Below are 16,905 nucleotides of genomic sequence, written 5' to 3' on the forward strand. Positions count from 1 at the left end.
AGTAATCAGCTATCTGTCTCATTCGTTGCGGATCAGGCGCACGATGCGGCCGTTGCGGTCGTGCAGCGTAATCGGCCCCTTGAACACGTCGTCGCCGTAGTCGAGCATGCGCTCGGGATCGGCTCGCTCGGCCCCCGGCTCCGGCAGGCTGTATGACTCGGCCTCGGAGGCGTCGACCGTGTAGCCCATGTCGGCCAGAGCCTGGATCGTGATGTTACTCAGAGGGGACCGCATGCCCCGGTTGTATGTTGGCGACATGAGTTCTCCGCCGAGCAGGATGTCTCCCTCACGACAGTTGCTGTCCCCTACTTCCTCGCTCCAGTAGAGTTCTCTCCAGTGGGAATCGCCCGAGCCCGAACCCTTGCAGTTCTCGAGCGGCACCTTGTCCCCGCCCGTGTAGTTCGTCCCCCCCGCCTCGTCGAAGGCCTCGGCAGCCAGTGGGCCGATGAAATGCGCGTCCTCGCCCGGGCTGTGTGCCCAAGTGAATATGAACCACGTCAGAGTCGGATTGGCGAGAAGATCGAATCGACGCCAGTAGAAGCGACTGATCCCCAGGGTGTGACCCATTTCGTGGAGGATGACCTCCTCGAGCCCGCCGTCGGCTTCGATTTCGCTCAGATAGTTTACGCTAAACTTGACGCTTCCCATCCAGGGAAGCAGCGAATCGGCACGCCAGCGGCAGGAGCCCGCGGCCGCAATGGTGCGGGGATTGTCGAACGTGCCGACCCCTACGACCAGGAGGAGGTCGTCGACCCTGTCGACGCGCCGGTCGGAGATCTCGCCCCAGCAACCAACGGGAATCTCGGCTCCAACCGGCATGTCCGGCAGTTCCGTATCCGCGAGCACCCGCATCCATTTCTCGGCCGCGTTTCGATACGCCGCCGCCCGGGACTCGGTCATCGGCGTGATGGATATGAGATCGATGTCGTACGACCCGATATCCGCCTCCACGACGGCCACAGAGAAGGACGACTCGGCTTCCAGGCCGCCGGGGTCCGCGGAGGTCACAGTAAGCGTCGCTGTTCCGCGGGTCCCCGCCGTGAGGGTCAGCGTGCCGTCCGACGCCGAGGCGGTGACGGCGTCGGCTGCGGAGGTGGCGGCATTGTAGGTCAGTGCGTCCCCGTCCGGATCGCTGAAATACGGGGACATGTCGACCTCGGCCGACTCGCCCGCCGTGAGGAAGAAGGCCGGGATATCGCCCCGAGACTCCGGAGGCCGGTTGTTTCTTCGACCCGTCACGGTCACCGCAATTTCCTGCCGGGCGGAGGCGCCGTCCGCGTCGCTCGCGGTCACGGTCACGGTCGCCGTCCCGGGGGCCTGCCCGGAGATCGTCACCTCGCTGTCGACCCTGGAGGCCGTAGCTACGCCGGAGTTCGAACTCGACGCGGCGAAGGTCAGCGCATCGCTGTCCGGGTCGGTGAAATACGACGACACATCGAGCGTGACGGCTTCGCCGGCCTCGATCGTCCGCCCGGGGATCGTGCCGCTCGTTTGCGGGGGCCGGTTCCCCTGTTGGACCTCGACGCTGACTTCCTGAGTCACGGCCGCGCCGCCGGGGTCGCTTGCCGTCACCGTCACGGTCGCCGCGCCCGGGCTCACCGCCGAGATCGTGACCACGCTCCCCGAGACCGAAGCCGTTGCCACCGCGGCGTCCGAGGTTGCCGAAGCATACATCAGTGCGTCGTCGTCCGGGTCGCTGAAGTAGGACATCACGTCGATGGAGCCCGAGCTTCCGGCTTCCAGGGTCTGCGCCGGGATCGTGCCGGCCGCCTCCGGCGCCCGGTTGGTCGCCCTCACCGTCACGTCGGCCCTCTGCCGGGCCTCGAGGCCTCCGGGATCGCGGGTCGTGATCGTCACGACCGCCGTGCCCGTGGCCACCCCCGAGATCGTGACCGTGCTGCCCGATACGGCGGCGCTCGCCACGGCGGCGGCTGCCGACTCTGCGGCGTAGGACAACTGATCTCCATCCCGGTCTCGGAAATACGAGGAGGCGTCGATGGTGGCCGACGCGTTGACCGCAATCGTCGTGGCCGGGATCGCCCCCATTTCCTCGGGCGCGCTGTTGCGCACCGTCACGTCGAACGCCTGCGTGGCTTCGAGCCCGCCCAGGTCGCGGCCGGTGATCGTGACGGTGGCGGTGCCCCGCGCCACGCCCGTGACCGTCACGCTGCTTCCGGACACGGAGGCGGTGGCCACTCCCGTCTGCGACACAGTGGACGTGTACGTCAGCGCGTCCGCGTCCGGGTCATCGAAGTAGGAGGACAGCTGTACCGTGACCGACTCGTCGGCGTTCAGGGTCTCGTCGGGGATGGTGCCCGTCGGCTCCGGCGGCTGGTTGTCGGGGCGCGCGACGCTCACCGCGATCCCCTGCGTCGCCGCCAATCCGCCCGGATCCGCTGCCGTCGCCGTCACCGTCGCGGTTCCGGACGTCACGGCCCGGATCGTCAGCGTGTTGCCGATCACGCCGGCCGTCGCCACGCCGTCGCTGTCCGATGATCCCGCGTACATCAGTGGATCTCCGTCAGGGTCGGAGAAGTAGGAGGACAGGTCCAGCGTGACCGACCCCGCCTCGGTCAGCGTCTGCGCCGGAATCGTGACCCCCGAAGGCGGGCGGTTGGCGCGCGGCTGCACCGTGACCGCGACATCCTGCGAGGCCGCCAGGCCACCTGGATCGCGGGCGGTCACGGTGACCGTGTTGGCGCCTGCGGCCACCGGCCGGATCGTCAGCGTGCTGCCCACGACGCTCGCCGTCGCCACGCCCGTATCGTTCGAGGAACCTCGGTAGGTCAGTCGGTCCCCATCCGGATCCGAGAAGTAGGACGACAGACTCACCTCGGCCGTCTCCCCCGCACTGATGACCTGCGCTGGAATCGAACGGCCCGTAGGAGCGCCGTTGGGGACGGTGACCCGAATCCTCTGCCTCGCCGACAGCCCGCCCGGATCGCGTGCGGTGACCGTGATCGTCGCCGTGCCGCCGGCTGCAGCCGAGATCGTGACTCGGCTGGCCGACACGGTGGCCGTGGCCACGGACGCGTTCGATGTCGTAGCCGAGTAGGTCAGCCGGTCATCGTCCGGGTCGCGGAAGCTGGAGGACACGTCGATCGTGACCGAGTTCCCGGCATCGATCGTCTGCGCCCCGATCGTCCCCACGGACGTCGGGGCCTGGTTGCCCTGCTCCGACTGCACCGTCACGGCGACGTCCTGCTCGGCCGCGAGCCCATCGGGATCGCTCGCGCGCACGGTGATGGTCGCGGTGCCCTCGGCCACGGCGTCGATCGTCACCCTGCTGCCGGATACCGTGACCGTGGCCACGCTCGCATTGGAGGTGGTGGCGGAGTACGTCAGTCGATCCCTGTCCGGGTCGTCGAAGTACGCGAACGCGAGGAACCAGTAGTCCTCGCCGGGTTCGAGCGTCTGGTCGGGGATCACATCCGTCGATTCGGGTGGCCGGTTGGGCTGGATAACCTCAACGCGCGTGCGCTGCCGGGCTTCCTCACCCTCCGGATCGCGGGCCGTGACGGTAATGGAGGTGCCCCCGTCCTCCAGTCCCTCGACCGTCATGACTGTGCCCGAAATCGTGACGCCCGCCCTGTCGTCGAAGAACACTTCGGCCGTGTACGTGAGCGGATCTCCGTCCGGATCGGTGAAGTAGGGGTGCAGATCGACGGAGAACGTCTCGCCGACGTTCAGCGTGAACTCGGGTAGGCTCCCCACCTCCTCGGGCTCGCTGTTGGGCACGGTGACGCCGAACGATTGCCGCGCCTCGAGCCCACCTGGATCGCGGGCTACGATCGTGATCCGCGCCGTTCCCTTGGCGACCGCGGCGATCACTACCCTCCGCCCCGAGGTGGAAACCGTGGCCACCGCCGGATTCGATGTCTCGGCCAGGTAGGTCAGGTCGTCCCGGTCGGGGTCCTCGAAATAGAAGAACATCGACAGGCTCTCGGTATCGCCCAGTTCGACGGTCTGGCCGGGGATGGCATCCCTGATCGTGGGAGGCCGGTTCGGCTGGATGACGGTCAGATAGGTTCGCTGCGAGTCTTCCATACCGTCCGGGTCGCGGGCCGTGACGGTGATCGAAGTACGGCCATCTTCCAGTCCCTCGACGGTCATGACGCTCCCCGCCACGGTCGCGCGGGCCCGGGACTCGAAGAACACGTCGGCCGTGTACGTGAGCGGGTCTCCGTCCGGGTCCGTGAAGTAACCGGAGAGTTCCACGGTGGTTGTTTCCCCCACATCGACGGTGTCGTAGGGGATGTCACCGACCGCCTCCGGGGCGCTGTTGGGGACCGTGACCGTGAAGGACTGCTGGGCTTCCAGCCCCTCCGGATCCCGGGCCGTCACCGTGATCCGCGCGGTCCCCCGCGAGACGCCCTCGACCGTCACGCTCCGGCCCGACACCGTCACGGAGGCGACCGCTTCATCCGATGATACTGCCGTGTAGGTCAGCGCGTCCCGGTCCGGATCGTCGAAATAGAAGTACATCGATTCGCGGTCCGTACGCCCCGCTTCCACGGTCACATCGGGGATCGTCCGAGTCGCCGCGGGGGGACGGTTGGGCTGACGCACCCTGACCCGGGGCCGCTGGCTCGCCTCGAGGCCCGCCGGATCGCGCGCCGTAATCGTCACGGAGGTGCTTCCCTCGCCGACCCCGACGATCGTCAGGGTGCTGCCCGACACCGTCGCCGTGGCCACATGCTCGAAGAACGGCTCGGCAGTGAAGCTCAGAGCGTCTCCATCCGGATCCGTGAAATGCTCCGATAGATCCAGCGTGACCGTAGCGCCGACATCCAGGGTGTCTCCCGGAACAGTCGCCGTCTCCTGAGGCGCGTTGTTCGGCACGGTCGCCGTGAAGCGCTGGCTGGCCTCCAGGCCTCCCGGATCCCGTGCCGTCACCGTGATTTCCGCGGTGCCGCGGCCGACCCCCGTCACTGTCGCGCGGTTGCCCGTCACCGCGACCGTCGCGACCGCCGCGTCCGAGGTTGCGGCCGAGTACGTAAGGGCATCCCTGTCGTCGAAGTAGGAGCCCAGATACACGCTCCTCGTCCTGCCCCCGGTGAGTGTCAGGTCCGGAATAGTACCCCGCGACACAGGAGGCTGGTTGGGCAGCCTAACGGTCACACGCGTCCGCTGCGTGGCTTCGTTTCCGTCTGGATCGCTCGCCGTGACGGTGATGGTTGTGTTCCCCTCCGCGACGCCTTCGATGGTCATCGTGCTCCCGGATACCGAGACTCGCGCGATGCGTTCGAAGGAGGCCGTCGCCGTGTAGGCCAGCGAGTCTCCATCCGGATCGGTGAAGTACCCGGACAAGTCGACTGCGGCCGTCTCTCCCGTCTCGAGCGTGTCTTCGGGGATCTCGCCCACGGCCGCGGGAGGACCGTTGGCCACATTCACGCCGAAGGAGAGTGTCGCGGGGAGATTCCCGGGATCTCGCGCGGTCACGGCCACCGTTGCCTGCCCCTCGGCCACGCCCGTAAGCGAGAGGGCGCTGCCCGATACGGCGACAGCGGTCACGTCCGGATTCGATGTCCGGCCCGAGTAGGAGAGCCGGTCGCCGTCCGGATCGAAGAAGTAGGAAAACACGTTGAAGGTTATCGTCACGCCCGCGGGGATGGTCACGTCGAGGAACGGCAGCGTCCCTTCCGGGGCCCGGTTCGACCCGTCCGAAACGGTGACATCGACGGTTTGCGACGCGGTCAGGGCCCCCGGGTCGCGCGCCGTCACCGTCACCGTCGCCGTGCCCGCGGCCACCGCCGTGATCGTCACCGTCGAACCCGACACCGACGCCGTCGCCACCGATGCGTCGGTACTCTCCGCCGCGTAGGAGAGAGCATCGCCGTCCGGATCGCTGAAGTAGGACGGCACCTCGAACGTCAGGTCATCCCCCGCCGCCAGCCCCACCGGCGGGATCGAGCCCACTGCCTCCGGCGCCCGGTTGGCCCGCTCCACCGTCACGGCCACGTTCTGCACGGCGGTCAGGCCGGCCGGGTCGCGCGCCGTCACCGTCACCGTCGCGCTTCCGGCGGCCACTCCCGTGATCGTCACCGTCGAGCCCGACACCGACGCCGTCGCCACCGATGCGTCGGTACTCTCCGCCGCGTAGGAGAGAGCATCGCCGTCCGGATCGCTGAAGTAGGACGGCACGTCGAACGTCAGGTCATCCCCCGCCGCCAGCCCCACCGGCGGGATCGAGCCCACCGCCTCCGGCGCCCGGTTGGCCCGCTCCACCGTCACGGCCACGTTCTGCACGGCGGTCAGGCCGGCCGGGTCGCGCGCCGTCACCGTCACCGTCGCGCTTCCGGCGGCCACTCCCGTGATCGTCACCGTCGAGCCCGACACCGACGCCGTCGCCACCGATGCGTCGGTACTCTCCGCCGCGTAGGAGAGAGCATCGCCGTCCGGATCGCTGAAGTAGGACGGCACCTCGAACGTCAGGTCATCCCCCGCCGCCAGCCCCACCGGCGGGATCGAGCCCACCTGCCTCCGGCGCCCGGTTGGCCCGCTCCACCGTCACGGCCACGTTCTGCACGGCGGTCAGGCCGGCCGGGTCGCGCGCCGTCACCGTCACCGTCGTGCTCCCCGCGGCCGATTCCCGTGATCGTCATCCTGTCGAGCCCGACACCGACGCCGTCGCCACCGATGCGTCGGTACTCTCCGCCGCGTAGGAGAGAGCATCGCCGTCCGGATCGCTGAAGTAGGACGGCACGTCGAACGTCAGGTCATCCCCCGCCGCCAGCCCCACCGGCGGGATCGAGCCCACTGCTTCCGGCGCCCGGTCGACGTTCTGCACGGCGGTCAGGCCGGCCGGGTCGCGCGCCGTCACCGTCACCCGCGGCGGCCACTCCCGTGATCCGAGCCCGACCTCCGGTACTCTCCGCCGCGTAGGAGAGAGCGTCGCCGTCGGTCCGACGTAGGACGGCACCTCGAACGTCAGGCATCTCCCGCCGCCAGCCCCACCGGCGGGCGAGTCCGGCGCCCGGTTGGCCCGGCCGTCACGGCCACGTTCTGCACGGCGGTCAGGCCGGCCGGGTCGCGCGCCGTCACCGTCACCGTCGCGCTTCCGGCGGCCACTCCCGTGATCGTCACCGTCGAGCCCGACACCGACGCCGTCGCCACCGATGCGTCGGTACTCTCCGCCGCGTAGGAGAGAGCATCGCCGTCCGGATCGCTGAAGTAGGACGGCACCTCGAACGTCAGGTCATCTCCCGCCGCCAGCCCCACCGGCGGGATCGACCGCCTCCGGCGCCACGGTTGGCCCGCTCCACCGTCACGGCCACGTTCTGACGGCGGTCAGGCCGGCCGGGCGCGCGCCGTCACCGTCACCGCTTCCGGCGGCCACTCCCGACGTTCTGACGGCGGTCAGGCCGGCCGGGTCGCGCGCCGTCACCGTCACCCGTCGGCGGCCACTCCCGTGATCGTCACCGTCACCGACACCGACGCCGTCGCCACCGATGCGTCGGTACTCTCCGCCGCGTAGGAGAGAGCATCGCCGTCCGGATCGCTGAAGTAGGACGGCACCTCGAACGTCAGGTCATCTCCCGCCGCCAGACCCACCGGCGGGATCGAGCCCACCGCCTCCGGCGCCCGGTTGGGCGTTTCGGGTCTGTCGGGTACGAGCGGGCCCCCGCCCCCACCGCCTTCGCCGCAGGCGGCCGCCCAAGCCACCAGGAGCGTGGCCATGCCCCAGGCGGGGACCTTCCGGCGGAAGCCTGAATGGTCGGCACTCATGCGGGCGTTTCGTCTCTCGGGCCCATGGTCGGGGAGGATCGAAGTAGCCGGGTGCCCATGGAACTGCTACCGACACCCACGGTCGGACCTGGTCACCCTCCGAACGGAATCACGACCCCGGCCTGGACCGCAAGACTCCGATTTCTTGATGCCACCATCACCACCGAGTTCCGCGAGTCCGATCGAGTACACCAGATCGAGACCCACACGGAGGCCCTCGGAAACCGCCAGTTCCACGCCGGCGCCAGCCGCGATTCCGAAGTCCGTCCCCTGAACCTCTCCTGCGATCGTGTCGTCCCGACACGATTCGGAAACATTCGTCGAGCCGAATTCCCCGAGATCGAGACTGGCGCTGACATCGCAGGAGAGGTTGAAGGCTGCCCAGGGGCCCAGCAGCACGCCGGCCGAAAGTCCGCCATCTCGCGGCGATCCCATTCTCGCCAGGGCCGACAACTGAAAATAGTCCATTTGGAGACTGAACGACTGGAGACTGAACGACCCGAAGCCTTCCTCCGATGCGCCGGAACCCTTCTGCGCGTACGCGCCCCCGACCCGAAGCTCGACCGCACTTGCCAGGGGAAGCGCCACATCGATTCCAGCGATCATGCCCATGCGGGCATCCTGGTCTGAAGAGTCCTCGACGGAGATCGTGGACCGGTTCAACCCGGCTCGGACGCCGACCATCGTTTGCCCCATCAGCGGAGCCGCGACAAGCAGCGGAAGCAGTGACGTAAGGATCCTGCGCATGATCATCATTTCCTTTCCCTTGTGAACCATCTGGCTGGCTACGGGAGCCGAATGCGAACCCCTAGCTCCAAGCCGACACGTCGCTCGGGGCCGAACCGCGGTAGCAGAAGGCTCAGGCGTCCCGGACGGCCGTCAAGCGGAACCGCGGCCCACTCTTCACGATGAATGAAAATGCCGGCAATGCCACCGACGACGGCTCCAATCGGTGCTCCGACCACCATGATTGTGACGCCCGGTATGAAGCAAAAAACATAGGCAACGACAGATACGACGGGACCCCCGCCCGCGTCGCCCACGATTCTCCCGCAGCCCACGATCAGCTCGGAACCAATGCGTAATGGAATCATCGCACCCCTTGCCGCCCCTTCGAGCCACAGGCGCTTCCTACCGACGCTCCGGTCCAAGCTCTCGATCAATCGGTAGTCGAAGGAGAACAGTGTGCTGTCCCGAACGATTTCGAACCCTTCGCCGCTAACGGCGGTCACTTCGCCGATCGTCGTAGAATCCGGGAGCACAACGCGAACGCGGTCTCCGACCTGCTGCGCTCGTACCGGTGTCGCAGCGCCTATCAGCGCCAACGCGAAGATCGCTGAAGCGGAACGGAAGGTCTTCTTCATGTCCCTACTCCTCGCGGGATGCTTGCGGTTCCACAGGGGCCCGACGCCGGACGACGCGGCTTGTCCAAAGAACATGATCGACCAATCGAATGCGGTGTAACTCTATCGTCAATGGTCGCATCTATATTATTCCAATGCCGTAGTTCTCTTAGCTCACCGCCGCCTTCGTGCGCGCGGTCCGCCGACCCGGCGTATACGGCGACGGCCGCCGCGATCATCGTCTCCAGGCAGCGGCATCCGGGATCCCTCGGCTGAACAGCACTTCCAGACCCGGCCCGGCCGCGTCCAACGCGGCGTCCATGGCGGCCTGGGTCGGGGTTGGCACGTCCCGCAGGATCCCGCGCACCTGCCCGTTGCCGGGATCGCGCAGGATGGCCATGAAACGGTCGCTTTCGCCGTCGAGGGTGGCCGATCCGCCGGGTCCGGAGAGCGTGATGCTGGCCAAGTTCCCTTCCCAGCCGGGTCGAACCGGCACAACGAAGACGAAGCTCGAACGGCCGTCGCCATCGGCCAGCGAGGGCATGTCGAAGCGGAGCGAGAACAGTTCGACGCCGCCTTCGGTCCGGCCTGTGAGCTGGTATGCTCCACCGGACCGGGGCAGCTCGGGCGGTGCGTCGACGACGAACGTCGGCTCCAGGAACGGCACACTGTCGGCGTCCACTCCACCCCACAGGAGGAGTGACGTCGTGGATGGAGCGAAAGCCGCGCTTTCCGATGGCCCCTCGTCGACCAAGCGGAAGCGCAGCGCGTTGGTGAAGTGGTAGTCGCTGATCCAACCGCCGCAGTAGGACATCAGATCCGGCCGGAACGGGTGTATCAAACTGCCGCCGCCGCGGAAATCGTAGCCCCAGGCACCGATCGTTCCGCCCGGGTATGGGAACCCGGCGTCTGGGCCGGGGGCGTTGCCGCACGGAGCATGGCCAAGGTTGAAGTTGTGGCCCAGTTCGTGCGCGATCGGTCCCCCAAGGCCCTCCTGCAGCTCGACGAAGCTCGACCGGCCCGGCCGATACGACACGCCCTGAGCGACTGCAGACTCGATCATGCCCATATAGTGACCGTTGGCCCCCTCCATGACCCGGATCGTCTCGGTCTCGTGGACCAGCCTGAACCTGTCGTTGGTGGTGGTCAGTACCGGTTCGTGTGCCTTTACCGCCAAGTCGCCCACGGGCAGGACCGCGAACGCGCCGCGCATCAACTCGTGGTTCTCGGGGTCCGCCGCCATCTCCTCCACCCAATCCACGACCGTCGAGTCGTGGTGTTGACTCCAGATGAAGGGAATGAGCGTCAGGTCGAGGAGGGGCATGGTTCGGATGTCCACCACCAGGCGGCCCGTCTCGGGGATGCGCTGGGCAACCCCCAGCCCCGGGTCCAGAGTCCCCTCCGGGTCGATCTCGATCACCATCTCGAGTCCCGGCTGAATCTCCCGGCCTGGAATCTCCGCGTTAGCCGATTTCGCGAGATCGCCTTCGTCCACCTCGGTCGGGATGGGCGTGGATTTGCCAGGGATGTCTTCCAGGTGCACTTCCCGGCCGTCGCGGTAGAAGCGGGCCCTGACAGCGGGAATGCCTTGGCTGCTGGTGCGGTTGGCCACCGGGAACACGCGTAGCAGCGCCTTCTCGCCGGCGACCAAAGGGACCGGGAACCCTTCCGACTGCACCGCCTGGGTCAGGTAGGCCAGCGACCCATTTGCCTCCACGCAGCTCGCGATCCAGCGTTTGTCGACTCCATCCAGCCAGGTCTGGAAGTCCGGGTCCGAGGGCGCGCACAGCGACGTCCCTCCGGCCAGGAGCTCGTTGAGTCCGCCAAGAGCCGTCAGTTCGGGTGGAAGGACGCCCGCCATCTTCGGGTTGTTGGCAAGGTTCAGTTGCTGCAGATCCGCCAACCTGCCGAACTCGGAAAGCACCGGGCCCGACAGGTCGTTGTTGTCGAGAAACAGCTGTTGCAGCGCCGAGAGTTTCCCCAGTTCAGGCGGGATGGGTCCATTCAGGCTGTTCCACCCGAGGTCCAGCCGAACCAGGTTGCCGAGGCCTCCGAGTTCGGGCGGGATCGGGCCCGTGAGTTCGTTTCGCCGCAGGTCCAGCCGAACCAGGTTGCCGAGGCCTCCGAGTTCAGGCGGGATCGGACCGGTGAGTCTGTTTCCGTCGACGCGCAGCGTTCTCAGTCCGCGGAAGTTGCCGAGTTCGGGCGGGATCGGGCCCGTGAGTTCGTTTCGCCGCAGGTCCAGCCGAACCAGGTTGTCGAGGTCTCCGAGTTCGGGCGGGATCGGGCCGGACAGGGCGTTCCCTGAGAGCTCCAGCGTTGCCAAGCTGCTGAGGTCTCCGAGTTCGGGCGGGATCGGGCCGGACAGGGTGTTGTAGCTGAGCCAGAGATGCCCCAGGTTTCCGAGGTTGCCGATCTCGGCCGGGATCTGGCCGGATAGTGCGTTGCCTTCGAGCGAAAGTATCGTCAGCTTGGCGAGACTCCCCAATGCCGACGGAATGAGGCCCGTCAGGTTATTGCTTCCGAGAGAGAGCTTTGTCAGGCTGGAGAGACTGCCGAGCTCGGGCGGGATCGCACCCGTAAGGTTGTTGAATTGGAGGGATAACGACACGACGCGCCCTTGCCCATCAACTTCGACTCCGTACCACTCGCCCAACGGCTCGTCGGTCAGCCAGTTCTCGTCGTGGTTCCAATTCGGCCCGTCACCCGCCTCATACAGTCTTTCAAGGATGTTCCGTTCCGACTGCGGCTCGCATTCCAAGCCCGTCCCTTCGTGCGAGGCAATGCGGTTTATCCAGTGCCGGAACGCGTGCTCGACAGGAGCGCACAGCCCGGTCTCGGCATAGTGCAACTCCCGTAGCGGAAGCTGCGTCAGGGACGCGGGCAGGCGGCCGGATAGCGCGTTGCCGTCCATTCGAAGGGTGGTCATGTGAGCCAGGTCACCCAGATTCGCCGGAAGCCGGCCGGAGAGCCCATTACGGCTCAGGTCGAGTGTCTCGACTCGCCCTATCGAGTCCGTGTCAACGCCGTACCAGTCTTCCAGCGGCCGGCCGCGCAGCCAGCCTGTCGCGTTGATCCACGCATCGCCTGCGCTGGCCTCGTACAGGGAACCCAGAACAGCCCGGTCGGTCGCGTCGCACGAACTCACGGCTCCGGTATCGCGCTCCCGAATTCCCAGCAGCCACGTTGCGAAAGCGGAGGTTCCGGGCACGCAGAGCAACGCATTACCGGAAGAGTAGAACCGATCCAGGTTGTCGAGTTGTACAAAGCTCGGCGGGATCGGGCCTGAGAGTCGGTTGTTGTCGAGAAACAGCCGTTGCAGCGCCGAGAGTTTCCCCAGTTCAGGCGGGATCGGGCCTGAGAGTCGGTTGTTTCGGAGGGCAAGGGAGCTGAGATTTCTGAGGTTGCCCCATTCTGGCGGGATCGGGCCCGTCAGGTTGTTGTAGCTGAGGCCCAGCCATGCTAGCCTCACGAGTTGTCCCAGTTCGGCGGGAACCGGACCATCGAGGCTGTTGATAAACAGTCGCATGTCCTCCAAGTTGACGAGTTTGCCGAGTTCGGGTGGGATCGAGCCCGTCAGGCTGTTAGCGTAGAGAGCAAGGCGCGTCAGATTCGTGAGCCCCCCCAGTTCGGCCGGGATCGAGCCCGAAAGTCTGTTGGCGCCGAGATCCAGAACTCGCAGACTGGAAAGACCGCCGAGTTCGGGCGGGATGGCATCCGCAAGGTCGTTCCCCGCGAGTTCCAGCTCCCGTAGGCCGGCAAGGCCACCGAGTTCGCGCGGGATGGGGCCGAAAAGCGCGTTTTGGCTGAGCCGCAGCCACCTGACGTTCGAGAGACTGCCTATCTCGGGCGGGATCAGGCCCGACAAGCCGTGCCGTATCCACACGGAGTTCTCGCTATCCCACTGGCCGCTGAGGTCAATGCCGAGAACCCTCCCGGAACCGTCGACCGTCACCCCGTACCAGTCCCCCAGCGGCGTATCGGTCAGCCAGTTGTCGTTGTTGACCCAGTTCGATCCGTTCGTGGCTTCGTAAAGGGCCACTAGCGCCCCCCGGTCCTGGTTGGCCGACTGGGCCACCGTCACCGTCGCGGTGCCCGACGCCGAGCCCGCCGTCGCGGTGATCGTCGCCGTCCCGTTGCCCGCCGCCGTCACCAGCCCGGATCCGCTGACCGTGGCCACGGCGGCGCTGCCGCTGGCCCAGGTCACCGCGGCACCCGCCATCGCCTGTCCGTTCTGGTCTCGGACCTCGGCGATGAGCTGCACGGTGGCGCCCAGGGCGCCGAGCTGGGCGGTCGCGGGCGTCACCATCACGGATGTCGGCCGCAGGGGGTCGGGGGGAGGGGTCGGAGGTTCCGTGGCCCCGTCGCCGCAGGCGTACGCCCACAGAGTCGCCGACAGCACCGCTACCACGAGGAGGCCGCGCCCGACAGGTGTACCCCAAGCCAAACGTTCCATGAGTTCTCCGTTGCCGGATTGCCGTCCACTTCGTCTCCGCCTGCAATTCGAATCTCAGGGGCAGGTTAGGGCAATAGCGTATTCCTATTATGTTTATGCCGTATTTGTGTTTGGCCCAAAGAAGTCGCTCGAAGGCCAGCTTGGCAGAACCGGCCGGACACCCCTAGACCGCTGCGGACGCATCCTCAAGGCCAACGAGGGAGCCAGGCACATCCTGCTGAGACGCGATGGGCTGCACGAAGACAATGGTGTTCTGGTTGCCGCCAATCGGGCGGAGAACGCGGAGCTTGGGCGCATGCTGGCGCGAGCGCTTCCCCGGTTCGGACTTCAGGGTGCCGGGGGCTCGATAGGGATCACTCGGGGGAAGGCGCAATCGCCGTTGATCCTTGAAATCCATCCGGTGCGGGGAATGAGCCGGGATCATCCCACCCGGGAGGTCAGGGTACTGGTGCTGATTGTCGACGCTGAAGCAAGACCCCAGGCAGACGCACAAATGGTTGAGGCGGTTCTGGGCTTGACGCCCGCGGAGAGCCGTGTGGTCGCAGCGCGTACGGCCGGTCAGAGCGTGGTTGAGATCGCGGAGGGGCTGAGCTGCGCGGAAAGCACTGTCAGGACACACCTTAAACGGGTTCACCGCAAGCTGGGGATTCGCAATCAGACCAACTCGTGCATAGAGTCATGTCGCTGGAAGCCCTGAGAGGATCTTTCCGCTAAGAGAGAGTCCACGCGGCGGTCCGGCTACACCCGACGCCACCGCGGAGACGGTTACACGAGATGTAATGCGGAATGCCGATTACACTCATAGTGTCCCGCGTGTCATGCGCTACTCTTGAGGCACAGTATGGTTTTTGAGTACGCCAATCTCGGCCCTGCCTTTCCGAACCGAGTTCAGCGGCGGTAGTCGAGCGGCGGCGGGCGGTCTCCCAGCAGCGCGGTGTACTCGAAGTCCGTGCCGCGGCGCTCCGCCAACTCCTCCCACGCGGCCGCGATCACATCCGGGCTCTGGAAGAGTTCGATCATGGTTCGGGCAAGCGTCTTGGCCGCGACCATCATCCCCTTCGTGCCGATGTTGGTCCCCCCGGCCGCCACCGCCTGCCAGCTGTGCGCCGAGGTACCCGGTACCCAGGTAGCCGTCGACAGCCCCGTGGTCGGCACGACCCAGCTGATATCGCCGACGTCGGTCGAGCCGCCGCCGACGCCCTCGACTCCGAACTCCCGGATCTCGCCCTCGGATCCCAGCGGTCGGGAAGGGCCGCCCTCGAACGTGGCCTGGATCTGCCGGGCGAAAGCTCGCTCCGCCTCGGTGTACTCCACGCCGCCGACCTTGCGGAGGTTGGCGTCCATCACCTGCCCGAGCGCGACGTTGGGCACGAGGTCATACAACCCGTGAATGACCTCGTACTCCAGTTCCGTCCCGGTGCCCATCGCGGCGCCCTCCGCGGCCCGCGCGACGCGCTCGAACAACTCGAGCACCGTGGGGGCGTAGGGATGCCGCACGTAGTAGTAGACCTCGGCGAAGTCCGGCACGACGTTGGGCGCGAAGCCCCCCTGCGTGATCACGTAGTGAATGCGCGTTTCCTGCGGAACGTGCTCGCGCATGAGGTTGACCATGTGGTTCATGGCCTCGACCCCGTCGAGCGCGCTGCGCCCCCGCTCCGGCGCCCCCGCGGCATGCGCGGAATATCCCCGGAAGCGGAACTTGGCGGACTTGTTGGCCAGCGAGCGTCCCGCCTGCGCGCTATTCTGCGCACCGGGGTGCCAGTGCAGCGCGACGTCCACGTCGTCGAACAGGCCGTCCCGCACCATGTACACCTTGCCCGCGCCGCCCTCCTCGGCCGGCGTACCGTAGAGCCGGATCGTCCCCTCGTGGCCGGTCTCGTCGAGCCAGTCCTTCACGGCGATCGCCGCCGCCACGGAGCCGGTGCCGAACAGGTGGTGCCCGCAGGCGTGGCCCGCGCCCCCTTCGATGATAGGCGAGCGCTCGGGCACCGCGTCCTGCGAGATGCCCGGGAGGGCATCGTATTCGGCGAGAAGCCCGATGATCGGCCCTCCGGAGCCGTAGGTCGCCACGAAAGCGGTGGGCATGCCCGCGACGCCGGACTCGACCGAGAATCCGGCCGCCTCCAGTTCGCCCTTCAGCAACTCCGAACTCTGCTCCTCCTGGTAGCCGACTTCGGCCCACTCCCAGATCTGGCGCGCGACTCCCGCGTAGTGGTCCCGGCGCGCCTCGATTCCCTCGATCTGCGTTTCCTGGAGGGCGCCGAGAGGCGTGGGGACGAGGGCGACGAGGGCTCCGGCGACGAGCCAACGGCCACGGAGGTTCCGGTTCACGACGGGACAACCGGCTGACATGCGCATGCTTGTGGAACTCCTCGAAGGGGAACGAATAGAACGATCGGGAGAAGCTGGCCCACCGAAGCGTCGCCGGCTAGCCTTTGTCCGCGTTTCCAGTGTCGATCACGGGGGTTGAGGGGTGGAATACATGAAGTTCTTCGCGAGGTGGGGAACCGCGTTCGGCATGCTGCTGGCCTTTGCTCCGTCGCTTGCCGCCGCGCCCATCCAGGCTGCGCCCGCCCAGGAAGAGACCGACACCAGCTGGGCCTACAGCGCGGAACTGAGCCTGCTGTTCACGTCGGGGAACTCGACGGTCCGAACCTTCGGCCTCGGCGGCTCGGCCCGGCGGGACTGGGCGCGGGGCGAACTGTCACTCCGTGCCGGCGGCCTGCGCACCGAGTCCGGGACGACGCAGCGGATCGCCGTCGGCACCGAGGATGACTTCATGGTGACCGACTACTCCGACCCGAAGCCGATGGCCGAGAACTACTTCCTGCGAGGTGAGTTCGAGCGCTCGTTCTCGGATCACGTCCATTTCACGACCGGCGCGGGGTGGGAGAGGAACACCTTCTCGGGGTTCGAGAGCCGTTTCTCGCTGGTCACCGGCCTCGGCAACATGTGGATCGAGACCGAGACCACCCGGCTCAAGAGCGACTACGGGATCACGTTTACCGCCCAGAACGATGTTGTGGACGACCCCGACAAGAGTGCGAGCTTCGGCGGCGTCCGCGTCTCCACCAACTTCCGCCGCCGCCTCACGGAGACGGCCGACCTCGAGAGCACGCTGACGCTGGACGAGAACCTCACCGATGCCGCCGATTTGCGGGCCGATCTCGCCAACTCGCTCGCGGTGGACATCAACCATTCGCTGGCCGTCAAGACGGGCCTGCGACTCGTGTGGGACAACGTGCCGGCCCTGACGAATGCGCCGCTCGAGCAGCCCGCCGGCACCCCGACCGGCAAGATGGTACTCGTGCCCCGCCACAAGCTGGATTCGACCTTCACGATCGCCCTCGTCGCCAACTTCTAGCACCGGCTCGAGCG

Annotated in this window: 11 protein-coding genes; 2 read left to right on the forward strand and 9 right to left on the reverse strand. The window is 67.0% G+C overall.

Translation table 11 applies throughout. The annotated features are described in order from the left end of the window. Positions 1-18: 18 nt before the first annotated feature. The 8 genes from ACOQPP_RS02600 to ACOQPP_RS02635 all read right to left on the reverse strand — a co-directional run bounded on the left by ACOQPP_RS02600 (position 19) and on the right by ACOQPP_RS02635 (position 13,527). The gene (locus ACOQPP_RS02600; RefSeq protein ID WP_420635815.1) at positions 19-6,477 is read right to left on the reverse strand and encodes an Ig-like domain-containing protein; all 6,459 of its coding nucleotides are present in this window, start codon (positions 6,475-6,477) and stop codon (positions 19-21) included. Next, entirely contained in the window at positions 6,437-6,568 is a 132-nt protein-coding gene (locus ACOQPP_RS02605; RefSeq protein ID WP_420635816.1) for a hypothetical protein, read from the reverse strand. Before ACOQPP_RS02605 ends, ACOQPP_RS02600 begins: the two co-directional genes overlap by 41 nt. A 33-nt stretch (positions 6,569-6,601) precedes the next feature. Continuing rightward, positions 6,602-6,922: a hypothetical protein gene (locus tag ACOQPP_RS02610; protein ID WP_420635817.1), complete on the reverse strand. Its 321-nt coding sequence runs from the start codon at positions 6,920-6,922 to the stop codon at positions 6,602-6,604. A gap of 8 nt (positions 6,923-6,930) precedes the next feature. Then, the gene (locus ACOQPP_RS02615) at positions 6,931-7,221 is read right to left on the reverse strand and encodes an Ig-like domain-containing protein (protein WP_420635818.1); all 291 of its coding nucleotides are present in this window, start codon (positions 7,219-7,221) and stop codon (positions 6,931-6,933) included. Positions 7,222-7,389: 168 nt separating this feature from the next. Then, on the reverse strand, positions 7,390-7,728 hold the full coding sequence (locus tag ACOQPP_RS02620) for a hypothetical protein (RefSeq protein WP_420635819.1): 339 nt from the start codon (positions 7,726-7,728) through the stop codon (positions 7,390-7,392). A 66-nt stretch (positions 7,729-7,794) separates the two neighbouring features. Further along, positions 7,795-8,475: an outer membrane beta-barrel protein gene (locus ACOQPP_RS02625; RefSeq protein ID WP_420635820.1), complete on the reverse strand. Its 681-nt coding sequence runs from the start codon at positions 8,473-8,475 to the stop codon at positions 7,795-7,797. Between the two features lie 38 nt (positions 8,476-8,513). Further along, positions 8,514-9,092: a hypothetical protein gene (locus ACOQPP_RS02630; protein WP_419165639.1), complete on the reverse strand. Its 579-nt coding sequence runs from the start codon at positions 9,090-9,092 to the stop codon at positions 8,514-8,516. A 214-nt stretch (positions 9,093-9,306) separates the two neighbouring features. Next, on the reverse strand, positions 9,307-13,527 hold the full coding sequence (locus tag ACOQPP_RS02635; protein WP_419165640.1) for an Ig-like domain-containing protein: 4,221 nt from the start codon (positions 13,525-13,527) through the stop codon (positions 9,307-9,309). A 493-nt stretch (positions 13,528-14,020) separates the two neighbouring features. On the opposite strand from ACOQPP_RS02635, the gene ACOQPP_RS02640 reads away from it, so the two are divergent. After that, entirely contained in the window at positions 14,021-14,224 is a 204-nt protein-coding gene (locus ACOQPP_RS02640; protein WP_419165815.1) for a helix-turn-helix transcriptional regulator, read from the forward strand. 191 nt (positions 14,225-14,415) lie between these two features. Here the strand turns inward: ACOQPP_RS02640 and ACOQPP_RS02645 are convergent, their stop codons facing one another. Continuing rightward, positions 14,416-15,879, reverse strand: coding sequence for an amidohydrolase (locus ACOQPP_RS02645; protein WP_419165816.1), 1,464 nt, complete (start codon positions 15,877-15,879; stop codon positions 14,416-14,418). A 130-nt stretch (positions 15,880-16,009) separates the two neighbouring features. On the opposite strand from ACOQPP_RS02645, the gene ACOQPP_RS02650 reads away from it, so the two are divergent. Further along, positions 16,010-16,891: a DUF481 domain-containing protein gene (locus tag ACOQPP_RS02650; RefSeq protein ID WP_419165641.1), complete on the forward strand. Its 882-nt coding sequence runs from the start codon at positions 16,010-16,012 to the stop codon at positions 16,889-16,891. Positions 16,892-16,905: the final 14 nt, after the last annotated feature.

The sequence above is a fragment of the Candidatus Palauibacter sp. genome (genome assembly GCF_965222475.1).
Lineage (GTDB): Bacteria > Gemmatimonadota > Gemmatimonadetes > Palauibacterales > Palauibacteraceae > Palauibacter.

Bases quoted from the DNA above. Each gene is read 5' to 3' on its own strand.
- ACOQPP_RS02640 (WP_419165815.1), top strand. From the start codon at position 14,021: ATGGTTGAGGCGGTTCTGGGCTTGACGCCCGCGGAGAGCCGTGTGGTC.
- ACOQPP_RS02635 (WP_419165640.1), bottom strand. From the start codon at position 13,527: ATGGAACGTTTGGCTTGGGGTACACCTGTCGGGCGCGGCCTCCTCGTG.
- ACOQPP_RS02620 (WP_420635819.1), bottom strand. From the start codon at position 7,728: ATGAGTGCCGACCATTCAGGCTTCCGCCGGAAGGTCCCCGCCTGGGGC.
- ACOQPP_RS02625 (WP_420635820.1), bottom strand. From the start codon at position 8,475: ATGCGCAGGATCCTTACGTCACTGCTTCCGCTGCTTGTCGCGGCTCCG.
- ACOQPP_RS02645 (WP_419165816.1), bottom strand. From the start codon at position 15,879: ATGTCAGCCGGTTGTCCCGTCGTGAACCGGAACCTCCGTGGCCGTTGG.
- ACOQPP_RS02630 (WP_419165639.1), bottom strand. From the start codon at position 9,092: ATGAAGAAGACCTTCCGTTCCGCTTCAGCGATCTTCGCGTTGGCGCTG.
- ACOQPP_RS02650 (WP_419165641.1), top strand. From the start codon at position 16,010: ATGAAGTTCTTCGCGAGGTGGGGAACCGCGTTCGGCATGCTGCTGGCC.